General features: G+C 65.6%; 18 protein-coding genes. 12 read left to right on the forward strand and 6 right to left on the reverse strand.

Annotation, left to right across the window (positions count from 1 at the left end; translation table 11 throughout):
• Positions 1-302: 302 nt before the first annotated feature.
• Positions 303-2,072 carry a serine hydrolase domain-containing protein gene (locus IEX13_RS04820; RefSeq protein WP_188661810.1) on the forward strand — a complete coding sequence of 590 codons (1,770 nt, stop codon included), beginning with the start codon at positions 303-305 and terminating at the stop codon, positions 2,070-2,072.
• A 111-nt stretch (positions 2,073-2,183) separates the two neighbouring features.
• Entirely contained in the window at positions 2,184-3,506 is a 1,323-nt protein-coding gene (locus IEX13_RS04825; protein ID WP_188661812.1) for a tetratricopeptide repeat protein, read from the forward strand.
• Here IEX13_RS04825 and IEX13_RS04830 read toward each other — a convergent pair.
• Genes IEX13_RS04830 through IEX13_RS04840 form a run of 3 tightly spaced genes read right to left on the reverse strand, consistent with a single transcriptional unit; the run spans position 3,503 to position 6,358 of the window.
• On the reverse strand, positions 3,503-4,660 hold the full coding sequence (locus IEX13_RS04830; protein ID WP_188661814.1) for an isovaleryl-CoA dehydrogenase: 1,158 nt from the start codon (positions 4,658-4,660) through the stop codon (positions 3,503-3,505). The two genes, IEX13_RS04825 and IEX13_RS04830, sit on opposite strands and share 4 nt — an antisense overlap.
• 11 nt (positions 4,661-4,671) lie before the next feature.
• Positions 4,672-5,256 carry a hypothetical protein gene (locus IEX13_RS04835; RefSeq protein WP_188661816.1) on the reverse strand — a complete coding sequence of 195 codons (585 nt, stop codon included), beginning with the start codon at positions 5,254-5,256 and terminating at the stop codon, positions 4,672-4,674.
• A gap of 1 nt (position 5,257) precedes the next feature.
• Complete coding sequence (locus IEX13_RS04840) at positions 5,258-6,358, reverse strand: Glu/Leu/Phe/Val dehydrogenase (protein WP_188661818.1); 1,101 nt, start codon at positions 6,356-6,358, stop codon at positions 5,258-5,260.
• Between the two features lie 442 nt (positions 6,359-6,800).
• Here IEX13_RS04840 and IEX13_RS04845 point away from each other — a divergent pair, with 442 nt between their 5' ends.
• The 10 genes from IEX13_RS04845 to IEX13_RS04890 all read left to right on the forward strand — a co-directional run bounded on the left by IEX13_RS04845 (position 6,801) and on the right by IEX13_RS04890 (position 18,935).
• The gene (locus IEX13_RS04845) at positions 6,801-7,409 is read left to right on the forward strand and encodes a sigma-70 family RNA polymerase sigma factor (protein WP_188661820.1); all 609 of its coding nucleotides are present in this window, start codon (positions 6,801-6,803) and stop codon (positions 7,407-7,409) included.
• Positions 7,406-7,897 carry a cupin domain-containing protein gene (locus IEX13_RS04850; RefSeq protein WP_188661822.1) on the forward strand — a complete coding sequence of 164 codons (492 nt, stop codon included), beginning with the start codon at positions 7,406-7,408 and terminating at the stop codon, positions 7,895-7,897. Before IEX13_RS04845 ends, IEX13_RS04850 begins: the two co-directional genes overlap by 4 nt.
• Positions 7,898-7,968: 71 nt before the next feature.
• Positions 7,969-8,535: a COG4315 family predicted lipoprotein gene (locus IEX13_RS04855; protein WP_188661824.1), complete on the forward strand. Its 567-nt coding sequence runs from the start codon at positions 7,969-7,971 to the stop codon at positions 8,533-8,535.
• The gene (locus IEX13_RS04860) at positions 8,536-9,435 is read left to right on the forward strand and encodes a DUF3034 family protein (RefSeq protein ID WP_188661826.1); all 900 of its coding nucleotides are present in this window, start codon (positions 8,536-8,538) and stop codon (positions 9,433-9,435) included.
• A gap of 15 nt (positions 9,436-9,450) precedes the next feature.
• Positions 9,451-10,002 (forward strand): group I truncated hemoglobin, encoded by a 552-nt coding sequence (locus tag IEX13_RS04865; RefSeq protein WP_229668451.1) that lies wholly within the window; start codon positions 9,451-9,453, stop codon positions 10,000-10,002.
• Positions 10,003-10,064: 62 nt separating this feature from the next.
• Positions 10,065-10,715: a hypothetical protein gene (locus tag IEX13_RS04870; RefSeq protein ID WP_188661828.1), complete on the forward strand. Its 651-nt coding sequence runs from the start codon at positions 10,065-10,067 to the stop codon at positions 10,713-10,715.
• Positions 10,716-10,757: 42 nt separating this feature from the next.
• Positions 10,758-12,332 (forward strand): tetratricopeptide repeat-containing sulfotransferase family protein, encoded by a 1,575-nt coding sequence (locus tag IEX13_RS04875; protein ID WP_188661830.1) that lies wholly within the window; start codon positions 10,758-10,760, stop codon positions 12,330-12,332.
• A 62-nt stretch (positions 12,333-12,394) separates the two neighbouring features.
• The gene (locus IEX13_RS04880) at positions 12,395-16,036 is read left to right on the forward strand and encodes a methylmalonyl-CoA mutase family protein (RefSeq protein ID WP_188661832.1); all 3,642 of its coding nucleotides are present in this window, start codon (positions 12,395-12,397) and stop codon (positions 16,034-16,036) included.
• 78 nt (positions 16,037-16,114) lie between these two features.
• Entirely contained in the window at positions 16,115-16,750 is a 636-nt protein-coding gene (locus IEX13_RS04885; protein ID WP_188661834.1) for a hypothetical protein, read from the forward strand.
• A 490-nt stretch (positions 16,751-17,240) separates the two neighbouring features.
• Entirely contained in the window at positions 17,241-18,935 is a 1,695-nt protein-coding gene (locus IEX13_RS04890; protein WP_188661836.1) for an ATP-dependent nuclease, read from the forward strand.
• Between the two features lie 62 nt (positions 18,936-18,997).
• Here the strand turns inward: IEX13_RS04890 and IEX13_RS04895 are convergent, their stop codons facing one another.
• The 3 genes from IEX13_RS04895 to IEX13_RS04905 are packed head-to-tail and all read right to left on the reverse strand — an operon-like array spanning position 18,998 to position 21,720.
• Entirely contained in the window at positions 18,998-19,246 is a 249-nt protein-coding gene (locus tag IEX13_RS04895) for a hypothetical protein (RefSeq protein WP_188661838.1), read from the reverse strand.
• Entirely contained in the window at positions 19,246-20,562 is a 1,317-nt protein-coding gene (locus tag IEX13_RS04900; RefSeq protein ID WP_188661840.1) for a TFIIB-type zinc ribbon-containing protein, read from the reverse strand. The genes IEX13_RS04895 and IEX13_RS04900 overlap by 1 nt, the downstream gene beginning before the upstream one ends.
• A 6-nt stretch (positions 20,563-20,568) precedes the next feature.
• On the reverse strand, positions 20,569-21,720 hold the full coding sequence (locus IEX13_RS04905) for an SPFH domain-containing protein (protein WP_188661842.1): 1,152 nt from the start codon (positions 21,718-21,720) through the stop codon (positions 20,569-20,571).
• Between the last annotated feature and the right edge of the window lie 34 nt (positions 21,721-21,754).

Consider the following 21,754-nt stretch of genomic DNA (forward strand, 5'->3'; position numbering starts at 1 on the left):
CCGGAATCGTTGAGGTAGTCGGACATTATAAATGGGTGGCCGGGCGGGGTGGGGCTTGGCGTTTTCCGGGGAGTGCTTCCGGGGAGGGGCTGAATATGCGATGGCTCGGTCTGCTTGGTCTTGCTCTGGCGTCAATGAGTGTCGGGGCCGCTGACGCTCCTGCCGGACCGGAGCGCTTGTCGGAGAGCCGGCAGGAGGCCACGCCCGCAGGAACCCGGTTCATGGCGCCGGCCGGTTGGCGCCTTGTCCGTATCGAGGGAGGGCTCGTCCTGGCTCCGCCGGAGGACGGGTCGCACATCGTGGTGATCGACGTCCCCGGCGCCGATGCCGGCGAGGCCGTGGCGGCCGCCTGGGAAGGGTCGGGGCTGGCAATGCCCTGGCCGGTCAAGCTGTCCGCCGAACAGGCCCCTTACGACGGCTGGGACCTGATCCATATCTTTGATTACGACGTGCCCAAGAACGAGCGCCGTTTCGTGACGGCCGCCGCCCACCGGGCCGCCGGGCAATGGACCGTGGTGCTGTTGAGCATGGACCGCGCCGTACTGGAGAAACGCGGCGGCGAGATCGCGACGATCGGCGACCAGTTCCTGCCCAAGGGCTACGAGCGCGAAAACTTCGCGGACCGGCGGCCGCACCGGCTCGACCAGGCCCGGCTGGACCAGCTTCGCGCGTTCGTCCGCGAATCGCAGGCGGCCTTGCAGATTCCCGGCATCAGCATCGGCATCGTGCAGGACGGCGAGGTGGTGATGGCCGAAGGCTTCGGCGTGCGCCAGCTGGGCAAGGACGCGCCTGTGGATGCCGACACGCTGTACCTGGTGGCTTCGACCACCAAGGCCATGACCACCCTGATGCTGGGACGGCTGGTGGATGCCGGCAAGCTGCAGTGGCAGGACCCGGTTCTCGGGCTCATGCCGGGCTTCGCGCTGGGCGACGCCGCCACCACGGCCAGGGTGAGGGTCGAACACCTGGTCTGCGCGTGCACCGGACTGCCCCGCCAGGACTACGAATGGCTGATGGAGTTCCGCGACGCCAGCGCCGATTCGACCCTGGCTTCGCTGGCGAAGATGCAGCCGACCAGCGGATTTGGCGAGCTTTACCAGTACTCCAATCCGCTGGCTTCGGCTGGCGGCTACGTGGGTGGCCACGTGTATTCCCCCGGCGTGGAAAAGGGCGCGGCCTATGACCGGGCCATGCAGGAACTGGTGTTCAATCCCTTGGGCATGACCCGGACCACCTTCGATTTCTCCCAGGCCCAGGCCGGCAACCACGCCCGTCCGCATGCCCTGGACATCGACGCGGTGAACGTGGTCACCGGCATGGACGTCAACTACGCGATCAGGCCGATGCGGCCCGCGGGCGGCGCCTGGAGCAGCGTCAACGACATGCTGCGCTACGTGCAGCTTGAACTCGACCGTGGGCTGCTGCCCGATGGCAGCCGGCTGGTTTCAGAGGCCGTGATCGATGAACGGCGCAAGGCCAAGGTCGCCATCGGCAACGAAGGCGCTTACGGCATGGGCCTGATCGTTGACCGTCGCTGGGGCCTGGAGGCGGTTGGCCACGGCGGCAGCCTGTTTGGCTACAAGAGCAACATGGTGTGGCTGCCCGAACACGGGGTGGGCGCGGTGATCCTGGCCAACTCCGACCAGGCCAGTCCGCTGCTGGGCCCGTTCCAGCGGCGGCTGATCGAGCTGCTGTTCGACGGGGTCCCTGAGGCCGCGGCCGAGGTTGAAGCCGCCGCGCGAACCGAGCAGGAGTACCTGGCCTCGCAGCGTGCGGGCGTGGAACGGCCGGCCGGCCAGGAGGCCGCCGCGGCACTGGCCAACCGCTACCACCATCCGGCCCTGGGCGAACTGGCGGTCAGGCGGGAACCCGACGGACGGCTGGTGTTCGACTTCGGGGAATGGTCGAGCGAAGTGGGCTCGCGCGTCGAATCCGACGGCGCCCAGACCTACGTGATGTTGCGTCCGTTCTTCATGGGGCGGGCGTTCGTGGTGGTCGAGAAAGTTGATGGCAAGGCCACGCGACTGGCCTTCCGCACCAACCAGCAGGAATACATATTCCAGGCCCGGTAAGCGAAATGGGGTCGGCGGCGGTGTACCGAAGGTCACTGGCACTTCCGGGAGCCGCGCCGGGCCTGCCGGGTGCGCTTGAATGCGCATCCCCCCAAAGGCAGGAAGTTTCCCATGACGGCCCTCGATTCCCTCGGTCATCCCCTTTCCGGCGCCTCGCCCCGTGCGGCGGCGCTTTACGACGCCGCGCTGGCGCAGCTGCAGTGTTACCGCGGCGACCCGGTCGCCACGGCCACCGAGGCCGTGCAGGACAGCCCGGGCTTCGTGATGGGCCATGCGCTTTTGGCCTGGCTGTATCTCACGGCCTCGGAGACGGCGCCGCTGGCGCTGGCGCGCGAGTCGCTGCAGACCGCCCGGGCCCTGCCGGCGACGCCGCGCGAACAGGCCCACCTGCAGGCCGCCGGCGACTGGCTGGATGGGTCCTGGCACCAAGCCTCGCGCCGCCTTGAAGACCTGAACATCGCCCACCCCCGCGACGCGCTGGCGCTGCAGATGGGCCACCTGCTCGACTTCTTCAACGGCAACTCGCGCCTGCTGCGCGACCGCATCAGCCGCGCCATGCCGGCCTGGTCCGAAGCGATGCCGGGCTACCACGCCGTGCTGGGCATGCATGCCTTCGGCTTCGAGGAAGCCGGCCAGTACGACAAGGCCGAAGCGGCCGGCCGCCGCGCCGTCGAGCTCAACCGCCACGATGGCTGGGCCTGGCACGCGGTGGCGCACGTGATGGAGATGCAGGACCGGGTGGACGAGGGCATCGCCTGGCTGGGCCAGGACCCGGCGGCCTGGTCGGAAGAAAGCTTCTTCGCGGTGCACAACTGGTGGCACCTGGCGCTTTACCACCTGGAACGCGATGAAATCGAACGCGTGCTGGAACTCTTCGACGGCCCGATCTTCGGCCACGGCCCGGCCTCGGCGCTGGAGCTGGTGGACGCCTCGGCCATGCTCTGGCGCCTCCAGCTGCGCGGCGTCGACGTGGGTGACCGCTGGGCCAGGGTGGCCGCCGCCTGGGCCCCGCAGGCCGGTGCCGGCTGGTATGCCTTCAACGACGTGCATGCCGCCTTGGCCTTCGTCTGCGCCGGTCGCGACGACCTGCTCGAGCAAGTGCGCGAAGGCCAGCGCCGGGCGATGGCCGGCAAGGGCGACAACGTCATGTTCACCGCCGAGGTAGGCAACCCGCTGCTTGAATCGCTGGTGGTGCTGGCCCGGGGCGAGCACCGCGCCGCGGCCCGCGGCCTGCGCGACGTCCGCCGCATAGCCCACCACTTCGGCGGCAGCCACGCCCAGCGCGACCTGATCGACCTGAGCCTGATCGAAGCCTCCCTGGGCAGCGGTGACCGGGCCCTGGCCGAAGCCATCGTCGCCGAGCGCGCGGCGATGAAGCCGGGCCGCGCGAGCACGGCCGGTTTCCTCAAGCGGGTGTGGAACCAGGCGGCTTAGCCGCGGTCTTCGAAGAGCTCGCGACCGATCAGCATGCGGCGGATTTCATTCGTGCCGGCGCCGATGGCGTACAGCTTGGCGTCGCGCAGGATCCGGCCGGTGGCGTATTCGTTGATGTAGCCGTTGCCGCCCAAGGCCTGGATGCCTTCCAGGGCCACCTGCACGGCGCTTTCGCTGGCGTGCAGCAGGCAGCTGGCCGAATCCACGCGGCTGGCGTGGCCGGCGTCGAAGTCGCGGGCCACCTGGTAGGCGAAGGCGCGGGACGACTGCAGCGCGGTGTACATGTCGGCGATCTTGCCCTGCATCAGGCCGAAGGTGCCGATTGCGGCATCGAACTGTTTGCGCTCGCGCACGTAGGGCAGGGCGATGTCGAGCGCAGCCTGCATCAGACCCAGCGGGCCGCCGGTCAGCACCAGGCGTTCGGTGTTCAGGCCGCTCATCAGGACCTTGACGCCCTGGTTCACTTCGCCGAGGACGTTTTCGGCCGGGATTTCGCAGTTTTCGAACACCAGTTCGCAGGTGTTCGAACCCCGCATGCCCAGCTTGTCGAGCTTCTGGGCGGTGGAAAAACCCTTCATGCCCTTTTCGACGATGAAGGCGGTCATGCAGCGCGAGCCCGCGTCCTTGCCGGCGGTGCGCATGTACACGACCAGCACGTCTGCCTCGGGGCCGTTGGTGATCCACATCTTGTTGCCGTTGGCGACCCAGACCCCGTCGCGGAGTTCGGCGCGGCAGCTCATCGAACCCACCACGTCCGAACCGGCGCCCGGCTCGGACATCGCCAGCGCGCCCTTGGCTTCGCCGCTGCACAGCTTGGGCAGGTACTTGCGACGCTGTTCGTCGCTGCCGTTGGCGTACAGGTTGGCCACGCACAGGTTGCTGTGCGCGCCGTAGCTAAGGCCGACCGAACCCGAGGCACGGGAGACTTCCTCCATCGCCACCAGGTGCGCCAGGTAGCCCATTTCCGAGCCGCCGAATTCGGCGGGCACGGTCAGGCCCAGCAGGCCCATTTCGCCCAGCTTGGGCCACAGGTCCTGCGGGAACGCGTTGTCGTGGTCTATCTGCGCCGCGCGCGGGGCGATTTCGCTGTCGGCGAAGCGCCTGACAGCGTCACGCAGCGCATCGAGGTCTTCGCCCAGGGGAAAGGTTCGCATGCTTGTCCGAATTAGGTTGCGAGGAAGATCGTCGCGACCAGGCCGACGACGAGCAGGATCAACAGCACCGTCGCGACCTTGTCGCCCGTGGTCGCCTTATAGCGCACGTCCGGTGTCGAACGGATGATGGCGGCGTAGTCGGGCTGCAGGATGCGCTGGCCTTGCCCGCACCAGATCAGGTACAGGATGTAGCCATGGAGCAGGGTACCGACGGGGACGGCGAACAGGCCCAGGCAGGACACCGGCGTGCCCACGTACTTAACCCAGGGACGCAGCGTCCGGTAGCCGTAAGCCAGCGCCCCGAAAAACAGCCCAAGGATCGTCAGCGTGGCCATCAGCGGCACCGATCGATCCAGCACTTGCGCCTCGAGGGCCCCGTAGGAGATGCCCATGGCCACGGAGCCAAGCGAGACCAGGGCGGCGAGCCCGAACAGCAATCCGACCGACTTCAGCTGCCGCTCGTGCCGGATGTGCTTCTGGCGGACGACGACGAAATCGCTGGCGGGGACCGGGAGGTCTTCCGCCAGCGGCAACGGCGGCGGCAGCGGCGGCGGGCCGCCGCCGAACGTGGGTTCAATTCGTCGGCGGCCGTCCATTTCAGTTGCCGCGGCGGCCCTGGAAGCGCGGGGCGGCGGCGCCCAGGTGCGGCAGGCGCAGCTTGCCGATGGCGATGATGCGCTCTTCGGCCATGCGGTCGGCGGCCTTGTAGGTCGGGATCTTGTCGCGGTTGGCGATTTCGAAGATGCGACCCAGGTTGTAGTAGATGGTGCGCATCATGCGCATGGCGCGCTCGCGGTTGTAGCCGTCGATTTCCAGCGAGACGTTCATCAGGCCGCCGGCGTTCACGGCGTAGTCCGGGGCGTAAAGCATGCCGCGCTTCTCGAGCTCGACGCCGATCTCGTCGTTGGCCAGCTGGTTGTTGGCGGCGCCGCAGATGACCTTGCACTTCAGGCGCGGCAGGGTCTGTTCGTTGATCGTGCCGCCCAGGGCGGTCGGGGAGTAGACGTCCGCATCCACGTCGTAGATGTCGTCCAGGGCCACGGCCTCGCAGCCGAACTCGTCGACGGCGCGCTGCACGGCGTCCTTGTTGATGTCGGTGACGAAGACCTTGGCGCCGCGCTCGCGCAGCAGCTTCACGAACTCCATGCCGACGTGGCCCACGCCCTGCACGGCGTAGGAGTAGTTGCCCACTTCTTCGTTGCCGAACTTGACCTGCAGCGAGGCCATCAGGCCCTGCAGCGTGCCGTAGGCGGTGAACGGCGACGGGTCGCCCGAGCCACCGTGCACCTGGTGCACGCCGGTGACGTAGTCGGTTTCGCGCAGCACGTATTCCATGTCGTTGACGTCGATGCCCACGTCTTCGGCGGTGATGTAGCGGCCGCCCAGTGAGTTGACGAAACGGCCGAAGGCGCGGAACAGCGCTTCGGACTTGTCCTTGTTCGGGTCGCCCCAGATCACCGCCTTGCCGCCGCCCAGGTTCAGGCCCGACACGGCCGCCTTGTAGGTCATGCCGCGGCTAAGGCGCAGCACGTCCTTCAGGGCCTCTTCCTCGCTGGCGTACGGCCACATGCGCGTACCGCCCAGGGCCGGGCCCAGAACGGTGTTGTGGATCGCGATGATGGCCTTCAGGCCCGCGTCCTTGTTGTGGCAGAACACCACTTCCTCGTGGTTCGAGGTCGAGATGGTTTCGAAGATCATGGAAGGCTCCGGTCTGGCGGACTGCGCGGGGCCGGGGGTGTGGGCCTCGTGCGAGATTGGATTAACAAGCGTCCGCAAGTTATTGATTTGAATGGCCTGCATATTTGAGACGCAGGGCCTCGCCGGTTTCCGGCGCGGCGTAGTGTAAAGCAAACGCTCTAGTCGGGCAGGGCCGGGCGTCATGCCCCGGCGGCCCACGTCCGTCGGCCGGGAAGGGCCGTCCGGCGGGTGCGCGGGCCGGCGTGGCCGGTCGGCTCCGGGGCCGGCGTTGGTATTAGTGCTTGGCGGTTTTATCTCTCCCCGGAGAACCGCCAGCCTCCAACCCTTTAGAGCAGGGTTCATTGGGCGACCACCACGTGGTCGCCCTTTTTTTGTCCGCGGCTTTCACGCCCCCTGCAACCCCGGCAGCGGTTAATGGCGGCGTTTCCCCCGCGGACCGCCCATGCCCCAGCTGCACAGCCCCACGCGCCTGCGAACCCGCTGCGACGAAGCCGCGCTGGTGGCCCTGCTGGGCCGCATCCGCTTCGGCGACGCCGAGGCCCTGGGCCAGCTGTACGACCAGGCCCTGGGCCAGGTGCACGGCCTGGCCCTGCGCGTGCTGGGCAACCGCCAGGATGCCGAAGAGGTGGTGGCCGACGTCTTCCTGCAGGTCTGGGACCGGGCCGTCAGCTACTGCCCGCAGCGTGGCGCGGTGATGGCCTGGCTGCAGACCCTGGCCTGGAGCCGGGCGATCGACCACAAGCGCAGGCGCCTGCGTCGTTCCCCGCCGGGACTGCATCCGGACGACGCGGTCCTGGCGTATACAGAAAGTGAAGACCCGGCCCCGGAGCATCTGGCGGAAAGCCAGGCCCTGGCCACCCGGGTCCGCCAGGCGCTGGACGCCCTGGCCCCCGGCCAGCGCCGGGTGCTTGAACTGGCTTTTTACGAGGACCTTTCCCACGCCCAGATCGCCCAACGCACCGGACTGCCCCTGGGCACCGTGAAATCGCATGCCCGTCGCGGGCTGGCGAGCCTGCGTTTGGCGATGGACGGCGAGGACCACGCGCCATGAGCAGCGGCAAGGACAACGACGACAAGGCCCTGCTGGCCGCCGCCCTGGCCGGCCTGCTGCCTGACGACCCGCCCGGGGCCGCGCGGGCCGCGGCCCTGCGCGCGCGCATCCTCGACACCGCCCGCCGCAGCCGCACCCAGGTGGTTCGCGCCGGGGAAGGCGACTGGATCCCGTTCGTGCCCGGCATCCACATCAAGAGCCTGCGCCGGGACCCGCACTCGCGCACCCAGACCAGCCTCTGGCGCATCGAGGCGGGCGCGGTGATCCCGCCGCATCCCCACGCCAGCGAGGAAGAATGCCTGGTGCTGTCGGGGTCGGTGGTGCACGACGGCGTCGAATACCGCAGCGGCGACTATCTGTTGGCCGCGCCGGGCGAACGTCACCAGGCCTTCACTTCACCCGAAGGCGCGCTGCTGCTGATCCGCGGCGAGCTGCTGCCCGACCCGGCGCGCGTCCGCGCCCTGCTGGAAAACCCGCCGGACGCCTGATGCATCCAGCCGGCACCTTGCCGGCGTAAGGGAACAGGTACGCAAGCCGCGTGCGTCATCCCGACGATGCCATGAAGCTGCCGTCCCGCCTGCTGTTCGCCTGCCTGTTCGCCTGCGCGCTGCCCGTCGCCGCCGCGACACCGGCACCGGCCGCCGTGCCGGCTTCGGCGCCCGCCAAGGCCCCGATCGCCGAAACCCCGCCGCGCCTGTCCCCGCGCGAGATCGCGCTCAACAGCCCGGTGCCGATCTGGCAGCGCCGCGGCATCCTGGTCGAGCAGGGCGGTCGCGCGCTTTACATCTTCACCGAAGACGAACCCGGCCAAAGCCGCTGCGACCGCAAGTGCGAACGCCTGTGGCCGCCGCTGTTCGCCGAAGAAACCGCCCGCCCGCACGGCCCCTTCACCATCGCGCGCAGCCACGACGGCCGGCCGATGTGGGCCTGGGAAGGCAAGCCGCTTTACCGCTGGCTGTCGGACCGCAAGCGCGGTTCGGCCGGCGGCGACGGCGTGGCCGACGTCTGGTTCCTGGTGCAGGTGCCGCCCGAACTCGACGGCTACGTCGTGCCGTATTTCCCGATGCCCATGCCCCGGCGCAGCGCCGATGCCCCTGCCACTTTGCCCCGACCGAGGACGCCGTAAATGACAGCCAAACCCCATTCCCTGCCGCGCTCCGCGCTGGCCTTGGCCCTGTGCCTGCCGCTGGGCCTGGCCCACGCCCAGTCGGGCGACGATGAAGCCGACCTGAGCGGCAAGCTGCTGCTGACCGGCGGCGTCAGTCAGGTCGAAGGTTCGGCCGGCGGCGGCCTGACGCCCTGGGCCGTGATCGGCGGCTACGGCACCCGCGACCAGATCGGTGGCAACGCTTATTTCACCCGCGTGGACGTGGACGATTATTCGCTCGACAGCTACGGCGTGCTGGTCGGCCTGTACGACCGGGTCGAGCTTAGCTTTTCGCGCCAGGCCTTCGACACCCAGGCCATCGGCGGCGCGCTGGGCCTGGGCAATGGCTTCACCTTCACCCAGGACACCATCGGCGTGAAGCTGAAGGTCGCCGGCGACGCCGTGCTCGAGCAGGACAGCTGGCTGCCGCAGATCGCCGTCGGCGCGCAGTACAAGAAGAACGACCAGCCCGGCGTGCTGGCCTTCGTCGGCGCCCGCGACGACAGTGGTGTGGACTACTACGTCAGCGCCACCAAGCTGTACCTGGACAAGAGCCTGCTGCTAAACACCACGCTGCGCCTGACCAAGGCCAACCAGTTCGGCATCCTGGGTTTCGGCGGCGACCTCAACGACGACTACGAGGCCCAGCTCGAGGGCTCGTTTGCCTACCTGCTGACCCGCAACCTGGCGATCGGCGGCGAATACCGCATGAAGCCCGACAACCTGGGCATCGCCGAGGAAAACGACGCCTGGGACGTGTTCGTTGCCTGGGCACCGGTCAAGAACGTGTCGCTGACCCTGGCCTACGTGGACCTGGGCAACATCGTCATCGCCGACGACCAGCGCGGCGTGTACGCCTCGCTGCAGGTGGGCTTCTGAGCCATGGAGAACAAAATGACTACGACCAAGACCCTGGCGCTGGCCTGCCTGCTGGCGTTCGCTGCGCCCACCTTCGCCCAGCAGACCGTCAGCGCCGAAGAGCAGGCGATGCTGGAGGAAGAAGCGCGCCTGGAAGCCGAAGAAGCCGCATTGGACGACACGCCGCGCCTCGACCCGAACGCGCCCGACCCGGCGCCGGCGTTCCCGGAGCTTCGCCCCGTGCTTGAAGACTTCGGCGGCCGCGAAGGCCTGGACCGCCTGATGGACACCTTCATGGCCGGCCTGCTGACCGACGAACGCATGGGCCCGTTCTTCGCCAATTCCGACCAGGAACGGGTGAAGCGCCAGCTGGCCGAACAGTTCTGCGCCATCCTCGGCGGCGGCTGCGAATACAGCGGCCGCGACATGAAGTCTTCGCACGCCGGCCTGGGCATCGACCGCGCCGACTTCAACCGGCTGGTGGAAGTGCTGCAGGTGGCGATGAACGAACACAAGGTGCCGTTCCGCGCCCAGAACAATCTGCTGGCCAAGCTGGCGCCGATGCACCGCGAAATCGTCACTGAATAGGGACCCCGTGGGAGGGGCCGGAGTCCCTCCCACGAAAAGCCGGGTGGTCTAGACTGCGGCCCATGGGCGACCTCACCCGCGTCGACGACCTTCCGGGCAGCTTCGGCTACGGCGCCGGGGTGCTGTACGGGCTGCCGCAGCCGCCGCGCTGGATGGGCGAGGTGGGCCCGGACCTGCGCAAGGTGCTGCTGCTGATGACCGGTGGCGAAATCCTCTACGGGCACCTGACTGGCCTGGACTGGGAAGGCGGCAACGTCATCCTGCGCGCCGAAGGCGAAACCCTTTCCAACCCACTTTCCGACCTGCGCGGCATCCTGCTAAGCGGCGAAGCCCGGCTGGGCCGCACGCCGGTGGCACCCACCGGCACCATCACCAGCACGCTGCGCTACCGCGACGGCGGCGACTGGATGCTGCAGGCGCATGCGGTGCACGTGGACCTGTTCGGCGCCGGCTTTTTCACCATCGCCGACGACCAGCTGCACGCGGTGTTCGTGCCCTGGCGGGTGCTGGCCGACAATCAACTGAACCTGCGATCGGGGCTTTCCGACCACCAGCGGGCGCGCATCCAGCGCGAGGTGGCCTTCCGCCGCGGCGCCGACATCGACCGCCTGGAGAAAGCCAGCCTCAGCCGCGTGCCGGGTGACACCCGCGACGACGCCGACATCCGCCGCAGCGCCTTCGCCAGGGCCTTCTGCAAGGCCCTGGGCGGCTAGCGGCGATTGCCAGCCCGCCGCCGGCTGGCCGACACTGCACGCATGACCGCCGACGACGCACTGGCCACCTGGCAGGCCGCCGAAACCTTCCGCAGCCGCGGCCAGCTGCCCGAAGCCGGCGCCGCCTACACCCGCCTGGCCGCCCATGCCGACTGGCAGGCCCCGGCGCGACTACGCCTGGCCCAGCTGGCCCTGGCCCGCGGCGACCTGCGCGAAGGCGTGGCCCAGGCCCTGCTGGCCCGCGACGCCGACGAATCCGACCCGGTGGTGCTGGAAGCCATCGTTGAACTGCTGTGCCAGGTGGGCGAACTCGAGGCGGCGCTGTCGCTGGCGCAGTCGCCGGCCCTGGCCAATGCGCCGGACCCGGCCGTGCAGATGGGCGTGGGCCAGCGCCTGCAGGACCAGAGCTTTCCGGCCGAAGCCCGGTTTTTCCTCAAGCGCGCCCGCGCCCTGGGCGGCGACAGCCCGGGCCTGCACTACCAGCTGGGCCTGTCGGCGCTGTACGCCGGGGACCACGACGAAGCCAACACCGCCTTCGAAGCCTGCCTGGCCCGCCAGCCGCTGCACGCCGCCGCGCACCGGCAGCTGGCCAAGCTGCGCCGGGCCACGCCCGAGGCCAACCATGTCGCCCGCCTGCGCGCCGCGATTGCCTCCGTGCCGGCCGATTACCCCGACGCACCGCCGCTGCACTACGCCTTGTTCAAGGAGCTCGACGACCTGGGCGACACCGAGGCCGCCTGGGCGGCGCTGGAAGCCGGCATGCAGTCGCGCCGCCGCCAGGTCAGCTTTGATCCGGCGCAGGAACAGGCCGTGTTCGACCGCCTGATGTTGGTGGACGGGCAGGGCGCCAACACGCAGGCGCAAGAGGGTCCGGCCCCGGTGTTCATCCTGGGCCAGCCGCGCTCGGGCACTACCTTGCTGGAACGCATCCTGGCCGGCGCCGACGACGTGGCCGATGCCGGCGAACTGCGCGACTTCGGCTTCCAGGTGCGCTGGTGCGCGAACACGATGGGCCGGCCCGGCCCGGACCTGGCGCTGCTCGAGGCCGCAGAGAAGATCGACCCGGCCGAACTCGGCCAGCGCTACCTCGGCCACACCCAGTGGCAGGCCCGCGGCAAACGCCTGTACACCGACAAGCTGCCGGCCAACTTCCTGTGGCTGGGCCATATCGCCCGGGCGTTGCCGCAGGCGCGTTTCCTGCACCTGGTGCGCGACCCGATGGACGTGGGCTTTTCCAACCTCAAGGAACTGTTCGCCGACGCTTACCCGCACAGCTACGACCAGGTCGAGATGGCCGGCCACCTGCGCCGGTACCAGGCGCTGATGGCGCACTGGCACGCGGCCTTCCCGGGCCGGATCCTGGACGTGGCCTACGACGCCCTCGTCACCGACCCCGAGGCCACGGCCCGGCGCGTGCTCGATTTCCTGGGCCTGCCGGCGCAGGCCGGGTTGGCCGATATCGCCGGCCGCCAGGGGGCGGTGGCCACCGCCAGTGCGGTGCAGCTGCGTGAGCCGGTGCATCGGCGTTTCGTGGGGCAGTGGCGGCGGTATGAACGCCATCTGCAGCCCTTGCAAGACGCGCTGGGGGCCGGTTCCGGCCCGGCCGGGGCCGGTTAGGGCAGACCATACGGTCGGCGCTACAATCGGGCGATTCCGTCTTTAGCTTTAAGAGACCGCCCATGAGCACCCCCGCCAACCAGCTTCCCGACCGCGACCCCGAGCGCAGCCCCCTGCGCTTCGTCACCGCCGCCAGCCTGTTCGACGGCCACGACGCCGCCATCAACATCATGCGCCGGCTTATCCAGTCGCAGGGCGTGGAAGTGGTGCACCTGGGCCACAACCGCAGCGTCGAAGACGTGGTGCGCGCGGCCCTGCAGGAAGACGCCGACGGCATCGCGCTTTCCAGCTACCAGGGCGGCCACACCGAATACTTCAAGTACATGGTGGACATGCTGCGCGAGCGCGGCGCCGGCCACATCCGCGTGTTCGGCGGCGGCGGCGGCACCATCACGCCGGAAGAAATCAAGGACCTGCAGACCTACGGCGTCGAACGCATCTACCACCCCAACGACGGCATGCAGATGGGCCTGGTGGCGATGATCGAGGACCTGGTGCGCCGCACGAACGAACACCGCGTGCCCGCCGGCAAGCCCGACAAGGTCGACCCCAGCGACGAAATCAGCATCGGCAAGATGCTGACCGCCATCGAAGAGGGCCTGCTGGAAGAAAAGCAGCTCGAAGCCCTGCGCAAGGAATGGCAGCTGGCCGGCGGCAAGACCCCGGTGGTCGGCCTGACCGGCACCGGCGGCGCGGGTAAGTCGTCAGTGACAGACGAACTCATGAACCGCTTCCTGCAGCACTTCCCGGACATGCGCATCGCGGTGATCTCGGTCGACCCCACCCGCCGCCGCACCGGCGGCGCCCTGCTGGGCGACCGCATCCGCATGAATTCCTTGAGGTCATCCCGCGTCTTCATGCGCTCCATGGCCACCCGCCGCCAGCACGTGGCCACCAATGCGGTGCTCAAGGACTGCATCGCCTTCCTGCGCGCCCAGGGCTACGACCTGGTGATGGTGGAAACCGCCGGCATCGGCCAGTCCGATTCGGAAATCGTCGACCTGGTCGATTTCCCGATGTACGTGATGACCAGCGACTTCGGCGCGCCCAGCCAGCTGGAGAAGATCGACATGATCGACTTCGCCGAGCTGATCGTGCTGAACAAGTTCGACAAGCGCGGCGCCGAAGACGCCCTGCGCGACGTGCGCAAGCAGTGGAAGCGCAACCGCACCGCCTTCAAGCTGGCCGACGAAGACGTGCCGGTGTATCCGACGATCGCCAGCCAGTTCAACGACCCGGGCGTGACCTGGATGTTCGCCAACCTCTGCCGCCTGCTGCGCGAGAAGCTGTCGGCCAAGTCGCCGGGCTGCGATTTCAAGCCGGACATCGAAGAAGGCGAGAAGTCCCCCCGCGCCACCATCCTGATCCCCGGCAACCGCACCCGCTACCTGGCCGAAATCGCCGAGCAGGGCCGGCAGGTCAATGCCAGCATCGAAAAGCAGGCCGACGCCGCCGAGCGCGCCCAGCACTACTGGGAATCCCTGCGTGAGCTGGGCGACCCGGAGATGCCCAAGGCCCTGGGCCTGTACGACCCGCACCACCTGGTGGTGCCGAGCCCCGGTTCGGCCGCCGCCGCCCGCGACGCCGCGCAGTGGCCCGACTGCGGTGAACGTCGCCACGGCATCCCCGACCGTCGCAAGATGGTGTTCCAGTGGGAGCGCCGCCAGGGCGCCGCCGCCGGCGACAACCCGCAGGCCGCGCAGGTGGCGATCGACCGCAGCCTGATCACCCTGCGCCAGCGCTACAACGACGCGGTGAAGTCGCTCAGCGCGCAATCGGTGAACCTGCTGCGCGAATGGCCCGACCGCCTCAAGTCCGTCACCGACGACGTGACCGAATATTCGGTGCGCGGCAAGGTCATCCAGGTCGAAAACTACCGCGAGTCCCTGAGCCACCAGAAGATCCCCAAGATCGCCGCGCCCAGGTTCAAGAGCTGGGGCGAACTGCTGGTCTTCCTGGGCAAGGAAAACCTGCCCGGCCATTACCCCTACACCGGCGGCGTGTATCCATACCGCCGCACCGGCGAAGACCCCATCCGCATGTTCGCGGGCGAGGGCACGCCCGAGCGCACCAACCGGCGCTTCCACTACCTGAGCAAGGGCCAGCCGGCCGCGCGCCTGTCCACGGCCTTCGACTCGGTCACGCTGTACGGCGAAGACCCGGCCGAGCGCCCGGATATCTACGGCAAGATCGGCAACTCCGGCGTGTCCATCGCCACCCTGGACGACATGAAGAAGCTGTATTCGGGCTTCGACCTGTGCGCGCCGACCACCAGCGTGTCGATGACCATCAACGGCCCGGCGCCGATGATCCTGGCGATGTTCATGAACACCGCCATTGATCAGCAGGTGGAAAAGTACCTGCGCGAGGACCAGAAGCGCTGGGACGACGCCCACGCCAAGATCGAGAAGTTCTTCGAAGGCAAGAAGCGCCCCGAATACGGCGGCGAAGTGCCCGAAGGCAACGAAGGCCTGGGCCTGGGCCTGCTGGGTGTCACCGGCGACCAGCTGGTGGACGCCGAAACCTACGAGCGCATCAAGAAGCACACCCTTGCCACCGTGCGCGGCACCGTGCAGGCCGACATCCTGAAGGAGGACCAGGCGCAGAACACCTGCATCTTCAGCACCGAATTCGCCCTGCGCATGATGGGCGACATCCAGCAGTACTTCGTGGACAACAAGGTCCGCAACTTCTACTCGGTGTCCATTTCCGGCTACCACATCGCCGAAGCCGGGGCGAACCCGATTTCGCAGCTGGCCTTCACGCTGAGCAACGGTTTCACCATCGTCGAGTACTACCTGGCGCGCGGCATGCACATCGACGACTTCGCGCCCAACCTGAGCTTCTTCTTCAGCAACGGCATGGACCCGGAGTACACCGTGATCGGCCGCGTCGCCCGCCGCATCTGGGCCCGCGCCATGCGCGAACGCTACGGCGCCAACGAACGCAGCCAGATGCTGAAGTACCACATCCAGACCAGCGGCCGAAGCCTGCACGCCCAGGAAATCCAGTTCAACGACATCCGCACGACCCTGCAGGCTCTGTACGCGCTGTTCGACAACTGCAACAGCCTGCACACCAACGCCTACGACGAAGCCATCACCACGCCGACGGAAGAGAGCGTGCGCCGGGCCGTGGCCATCCAGATGATCATCAACAAGGAGCTGGGGCTGAACTTCAACGAAAACCCCTGGCAGGGCAGCTTCGCCGTCGAACAGCTGACCGACCTGGTGGAAGAGGCCGTCTACAAGGAGTTCGAAGCCCTAAGCGAACGCGGCGGCGTGCTCGGCGCCATGGACACCATGTACCAGCGCGGCAAGATCCAGGAAGAAAGCCTGTACTACGAGCACAAGAAGCACGACGGCAGCCTGCCCCTGATCGGCGTCAACACCTTCCTGCCCAAAGACCACGCCGGCGAAGTGATGACCGAAATCGAGCTCATCCGCTCGACCCCGGAAGAAAAGGGCGCCCAGATCGCCAACGTCCGCACCTTCCAGGCCGTCCGGAACGAGGCCGTTCTTCCTCTCCAGCTTGTGGCAGAGGGCCGGGGAGAGGGCACCACCCCCCTGAGAATTCTTCAGCACACCGCCCGTGACCGCCAAAACATCTTCGCCGCGTTGATGGAAGCAGTGAAGACCCACAGCCTCGGCCAGATCAGCCATGCGCTGTATGAGGTGGGTGGGGAGTATCGGCGGAATATGTAGTAGGAGTAGCCAAGTTTAGGGGGCTCTTATGGCGTGCCAAAATCCTCGGGGGCTGCGGTGAGTAGATTCTCGGCAATCATGACGATTCAGTTCAAATCGCCGTTGCCGGATCGGGCGAGCCTTGTTGAGGAGTTAGTCGGTCAGCTCGGACCCTCTGTGAAGCCCGCAGCGGCGGCAGTGGGTACGACCTTTGAAGAGAGAACTCATGTCCATTCAAAATCACTTTTTGCGCAACGCAATGACACGTCAGTAATACTAATTGCCGAGGAAGAAGATACAGCAATAAAAATATTCGTATCTGACATTCGAGAGACGGAGTTTAGCCATAGAGACGACTATCGAGTGTATCGGGAGCAAAGAGAGCGGTTTGTCAGAGACATTAGAACTTGGATTGCAAAGAGCAGGCGATTCGGTGATCGGATTGGCGTAAAGGTGCAGAAAGTTGATATCGCGATGTCCTTCGGCGAGCGCGAAGTAATGCTCGGAATAACGCGAAGCTTTAGAGTGAGGTTGTGGCGAGATATTGAGAAAGATGGGTTGACCCGGCTTGTTGGGCCAGTGGTGAGCATTCTAGTTGGCCCGTTGCTTTCGCTTTCGGCTCCGATATCTATCCTAATTTTTACGTCATCTACCCTGACGGTGTTAGTGAATTCGTTGGCCGTAGCCTTGAAGGCGGATGAGCTGCAGCTCGAGGAGATACAGAATGGGTCTTGAACACCAAGTCGCGGAACAATTATCGAAGGAGCTGCAGCTCGAACTTGGTGGAAAGTTCGAAGTTGGCGCGGATATGACAGTTGATGACTTCCAGCAGCTAGGTAGCCTCGGTAGTCGGATTGATCTTGTAGTTAGGTCCGTTAGCGGCGATGGAGAGCCCTTGTTTCTGATTGAGTTAAAGACTGGGAAGAGTCCCTATGAGGTTCCGTATAGCGTCTTGAACAGTTTCAAGTTGTGGAAAACTGCGAGATCTGCTCGGGATGCAGTGCTTGTGCTGGCTACGACAAGAAAGATTGGAAGCCTTCTTCGCGGTGAGTTAAGTAGTCAAGGCGTCCAAGTGGTTGAGTCGAGTTCGATTGAAAGGCTTGTTTCAGAGTTGACCAAGTTGATCCGCTCCAGGGGGCCTGGGGCGCGCTCAGATGCGTAGGATCAAGCCTGAGAGGCGGGACGCGCGAGTGAGTTCCTTCGATTGGAGACAAGGTAGAGTGATATGAGACTCGTCAAGTCTGTTCGGATTGCGGGTTTCCGATCGATATTGGAAGAGTCGTTGCCAGACTGCGGAGAGCACTTTGTCTTCGTCGGGCGAAATTCATGCGGCAAATCGAATGCGTTGCGAGCTCTGAATGTGTTCTTCAACGGTGAGACTTCTCCGGGAGATCCGTTGGACTTCGAAAGGGATGTCTATTTCAGACCACTTCGAAAGCAAAAGAAGCGAATCGCCATTTCGGTGGGCTTTGAGTTGCCAAGCAACTTCAACTTTCGAAAAGAACTACGCGAGCTTGAGGATCTGGGTAGAGAGTTCTCAGTCACGAAGTCATGGGAGCTCGACAGTCTCCGTCGCGTTCAGGAGTCTGCGAAAATTGTTCGGTTCGATGGTTCTGAATTGGCAAATGAAACCCTAGTCCGCGACTTCTTAGCCCTGATTAGGTTTAGATACATTCCGAATCGAACTATTCCTGCAGAACTTCTCAAAGACGAGAGCCAGGTCATAGCTGGTGCTATCTTCAAGAAGATGAAGGAGTCCAGCAAGGCTGACGATGTGCTCCGCGGAATGTCCGACTCGGCGGGAAAGCTGCTGAACGCCACGTCGGAAGCCTTTAAGGTGGCGGGGGCGCCACTTCAAGAGCCCAACATCATGACCTCAGCCACATTGGGCGAAATGCTTCGTATGGCTGGCTTTCAAGCCAAAGGTCTCAACGGCGCTAGTGTTAGGGACGAGGACTGGGGCTCTGGTCATCAAGCCTTTTTTCTGATGAATCTCCTTCGAGAGATAGACACTGACTACAGCCGGCAGTTTGGTTGGCGGCAAGCATGTATCTGGGCCGTGGAAGAGCCCGAATCTGGTCTCCATCATGATCTTCAGACCCGAATTGCCAGGCAGTTCTATGAATGGGTTGGGGATGGCGCTAGACGTCTTCAGATTTTTACAACAACGCACTCTCCAGTGATAGCGATGTCTGCCGATTCTGGGTGTCTTGTCGAGCTTGCGGATACCACTTCAGTGCTGACCGCGATGCCGGTTCCTGAACTTGTGAGGCAGGCGGAGGATCGAGGGGTAACTACGTATTTGCATCCGGCGCTTGCGTTCCCGTTCAACCCTGTAGTGATAGTTGAGGGAGAGACTGATGAGTTGGTTCTCAATCACGTTGCTAGGATCTACGGCCGAGCAAATTTGAGGTTTGTAACTCTCCCAAGAATTGAGTCCGGAGAGCCTACGGGTCTCGATGCGTTTGCTCCTTATCTCAAGAACAATCAGAAGCTGCTCTCAAAGAGGCAGAAGGATGCGCCACTCATCATACTTCTCGACTGGGAAGCATCTAATGAGCAACTTAAGAAAATTCGCTTGGCATATGGCGATGGCTCAGAGGACTACGTAGTTAGATGTAATCGCACCTTCGTGAATCCTCTTCTCGGCGAGTCTTTTCGTGGGCTGGAGAGGTACTATCCGGAGGTCGTAATCAAAAGTGCGCATGAGGCAGGCGAGTTGGTCGTTGGCTTCCCGAAAGACCCTGGCTGCCCTTGGTCTGTTGCCGCAGGCGAGCTCAGTAGAGCCAAGTCTCGTCTTGCCAAGCGTGTAACTACGCTGGTTCGCCCGGAGGCGCTCTCCAACCTCTATGGCGTGCTTCAGCAGGTTGTCGAAGCTAGTTCGGCATATGCGGAGCGACAGCGTCGCATGCTTTTGTAGGGTTTCAGACGATCGCTGAGCCCAGATGGTGTGCTTAGCCTTTGCAGCGCACCTGACTGTTGCTATCCAACTCCCTTAACCCTCTCCCGATACGCCCGCACATTGTCCCCAGCAATCCGCGTCTTCCGCGTCCCCTTCACTTCGCCCACCTTGTGCTCCGAGCCCGTAACCGGCCCGGCATCCACGGTCGTCTCGCGTTCGAACGCATGCGACTTGTCGGTGTTGCGGTAGTACCGGTAAATCGCCCAGTACAGGGCGCCGGCGCCGGCGGGGCCCAGGGCGAGCAGCCAGAGTCCACTGTCGTCGCTCATCAGTTCATTCCTATCAGGACGGCGATGACGGCCGTTTCGATGAAGGTGCCGGCGGTCAGCGCGGCCAGCAGCAGCTTCCAGTGCTGGATCGGGATGCTGCCCATGGTTTCGCCGGTGCGGCCGTTCACGGCGATGTAGTGCAGCATGCCGCCGTTGGCGCCGGGCTGGTGGTAGGAGTAGAGCCACACCGGCAGGTACATCGCCACCCAGCGGGTGCCGTGCACCTGCAGGCTTTCTTCTTCCCAGCGCACGCCGCGGTCGTAGCCACTTACCGACGATTCCACTTCGCAGCGGGCGATCGACAGCAGCTGGTCTTCCAGGCGCGGGCGCAGGTGCTCGACGTCGCTGTCGCGTTTCTCGGACGTGAAGCCCGACAGGTAGGACGCGTTCCACTTCACCGCGTTCTTGGTGTCGAAGGGCAGGATGGTGTTGATGATGTTGTTGGTGTTGACCTTGGTGTCCATCTTGCTGCGTTCGCGCGAGGATTCCAGCGGCAGGTCGTCCACGGTGAAGTCCACGTGCCGCTGCACCTGGTAGACGTCGGCGTCGTAGTAGGTCTTTTTCTTGTCGCCGGTGCCCTTGGTGTAGCGCCGGGTTTCGATCTCGCCCTTGCCGGCCACGTCGGCGCTCGCCCTGCCGTCGACGATCATGTAGGGCATGTAGACGCCCACCACGTTCTCGGGCGTGAACTGTTCCTTGAATTCCTTCAGCGCGAACAGCTTGCGCTTGCCCACGAACTGGCGGATGCGCTCGACCGCGTCTTCCTTCTTGATGCGGAAGGGCAGCAGGGCGTCGGGCACGGCGCCGTTGGGCACCTGTTCGTTCACGCCGAAGACGTGCCGGCACCAGTGGCAGCGCGCCGTCATCGTGCTTTGTGTGTTGACGGTGACCTCGGCGCCGCAGCCGGTGCACTTGAAGCTCATCAGGGTGGCGGCGTCGGCCGCGATGGCCTGCGCGCCGGAGGCGATGATCGTGCCCGACAGCTCGTCCAGGCCCTCGCCGAGGCCGAAGGCTTCTTCCACGCCCTCGCCATGCCATTCATTGCGGCAGAACAGGCAGATCAGCATGTCGGTGCCAGGCCGGTGCCGGATGTCGGTGGCGCCGCACTTGGGGCAGTGGTTCTGGCCGTCCTTGAGCTCGTCGGATGCGGTGTCGATGGCGACCGGGTCCGGCGCCTCGATTTCCTCGCGGATGGCGTCGGGCAGGGTGGCCGGGTCCACCGGGAAACTTCCCGGTGGCGGCGGTACGTCCTGCGGCGAACCGGGTCCGATGCCGGGCGGCAGCGGCGGTGGCGTGGAAGCCTTGTCGTTGGCCATCGTCGCTTACAGGCCCAGGGCCTTGGCCTTGAGCGCGTCGTAGTCGTCCTGGGTAATCAGGCCCAGGTCCAGCATCTCCTTGGCCTTCTTCAGCTTGGCGATGGGGTCATCGGCCGCCGGCGCGGCCGGCGCCACCGGCTGCTGCAGGCTGCCCACGCCACCCATCATGCCGCCGGCCATTCCCAGGCCCACCAGGCCCGCCGCACCGCTGTTCTCGCCGGCCGACTGCATGCCGGCCGCCACGCTGGCCTGCAGGTTGGAATTGCCGCGGCTGCCGGTCAGCGCATCGGCGCGCTGCACGGTCTTGAGCAGTTCCTTGGTGTTTGCGTCGTATTCAATGGAAATGATGGCGGTCTTGACGATGGCCAGGCCGCGGTCGGAACTCCACTGGTAGGCGTGTTCCACCGCCGCCGAAAGGCTCTTGGCGAAACCCACCGAGTCCTGCTGCAGCTTGGTGATGCGGTTGCCCTTGCCCGGGTCGTTCGTATACAGGCTGAAGGCCGGCGCCAGCGAACCCACCACTTCATTGAACAGCTGGCTGGCCGCGGCGTTGTCGATGTCGGTGAAATCAAACACCTGGCCGGGCTGCAGGTACTTGGCCGGCACGAAGTTCTTCACGAACAGGATAGGGTCGGTGATCTTGAGCGTGTACGAGCCACGCGTCACCGCGCCGACCTGGGTATTGAGGAAGCCGTCGTCCCAGTAGATTTCCGACTGGGTGCCGAAGCGGTTGTCCGGCAGTTCCTTCAGGGAGACGAAGAAGGCGCGCTGCTGCGAGCCCGGCTGGCCGCCGAACTTGAAGCGCTCCCAGCTCTGCTTGATCAGCGAAGACACCAGGCCGTCGCCGGCGAACACGGACTTGGAGTTGTTGTCGTCCGAACGCCACTCGTAGCCACCCGGTTCCGCGGCGAAGCCGGTGATGGCGCCGTCCTGCATCAGCAGCAGGCCGTAACCTTCGGGCACGACGATCTTCGAGCCGTTGGTGATGATGTTGGACGAGGCGCTGGTATTCGATCCGCGCCCGGCATTGGTGCCCTGCGGCACGGCGGCGAACAGCGCGGCCGTGGCCGGCAGGCCGCTTGGTACCGTGTAGAAGTCCTTCCACTGGTCGGCCAGCACGCCACCGACCGAACCCACCACCGCCTGCACAAGACCCATGTCTTTTCTCCCCGATTCGTGGCCGGAACAGTAC

This window comes from Arenimonas soli (genome assembly GCF_014643775.1).
GTDB lineage: Bacteria > Pseudomonadota > Gammaproteobacteria > Xanthomonadales > Xanthomonadaceae > Arenimonas > Arenimonas soli.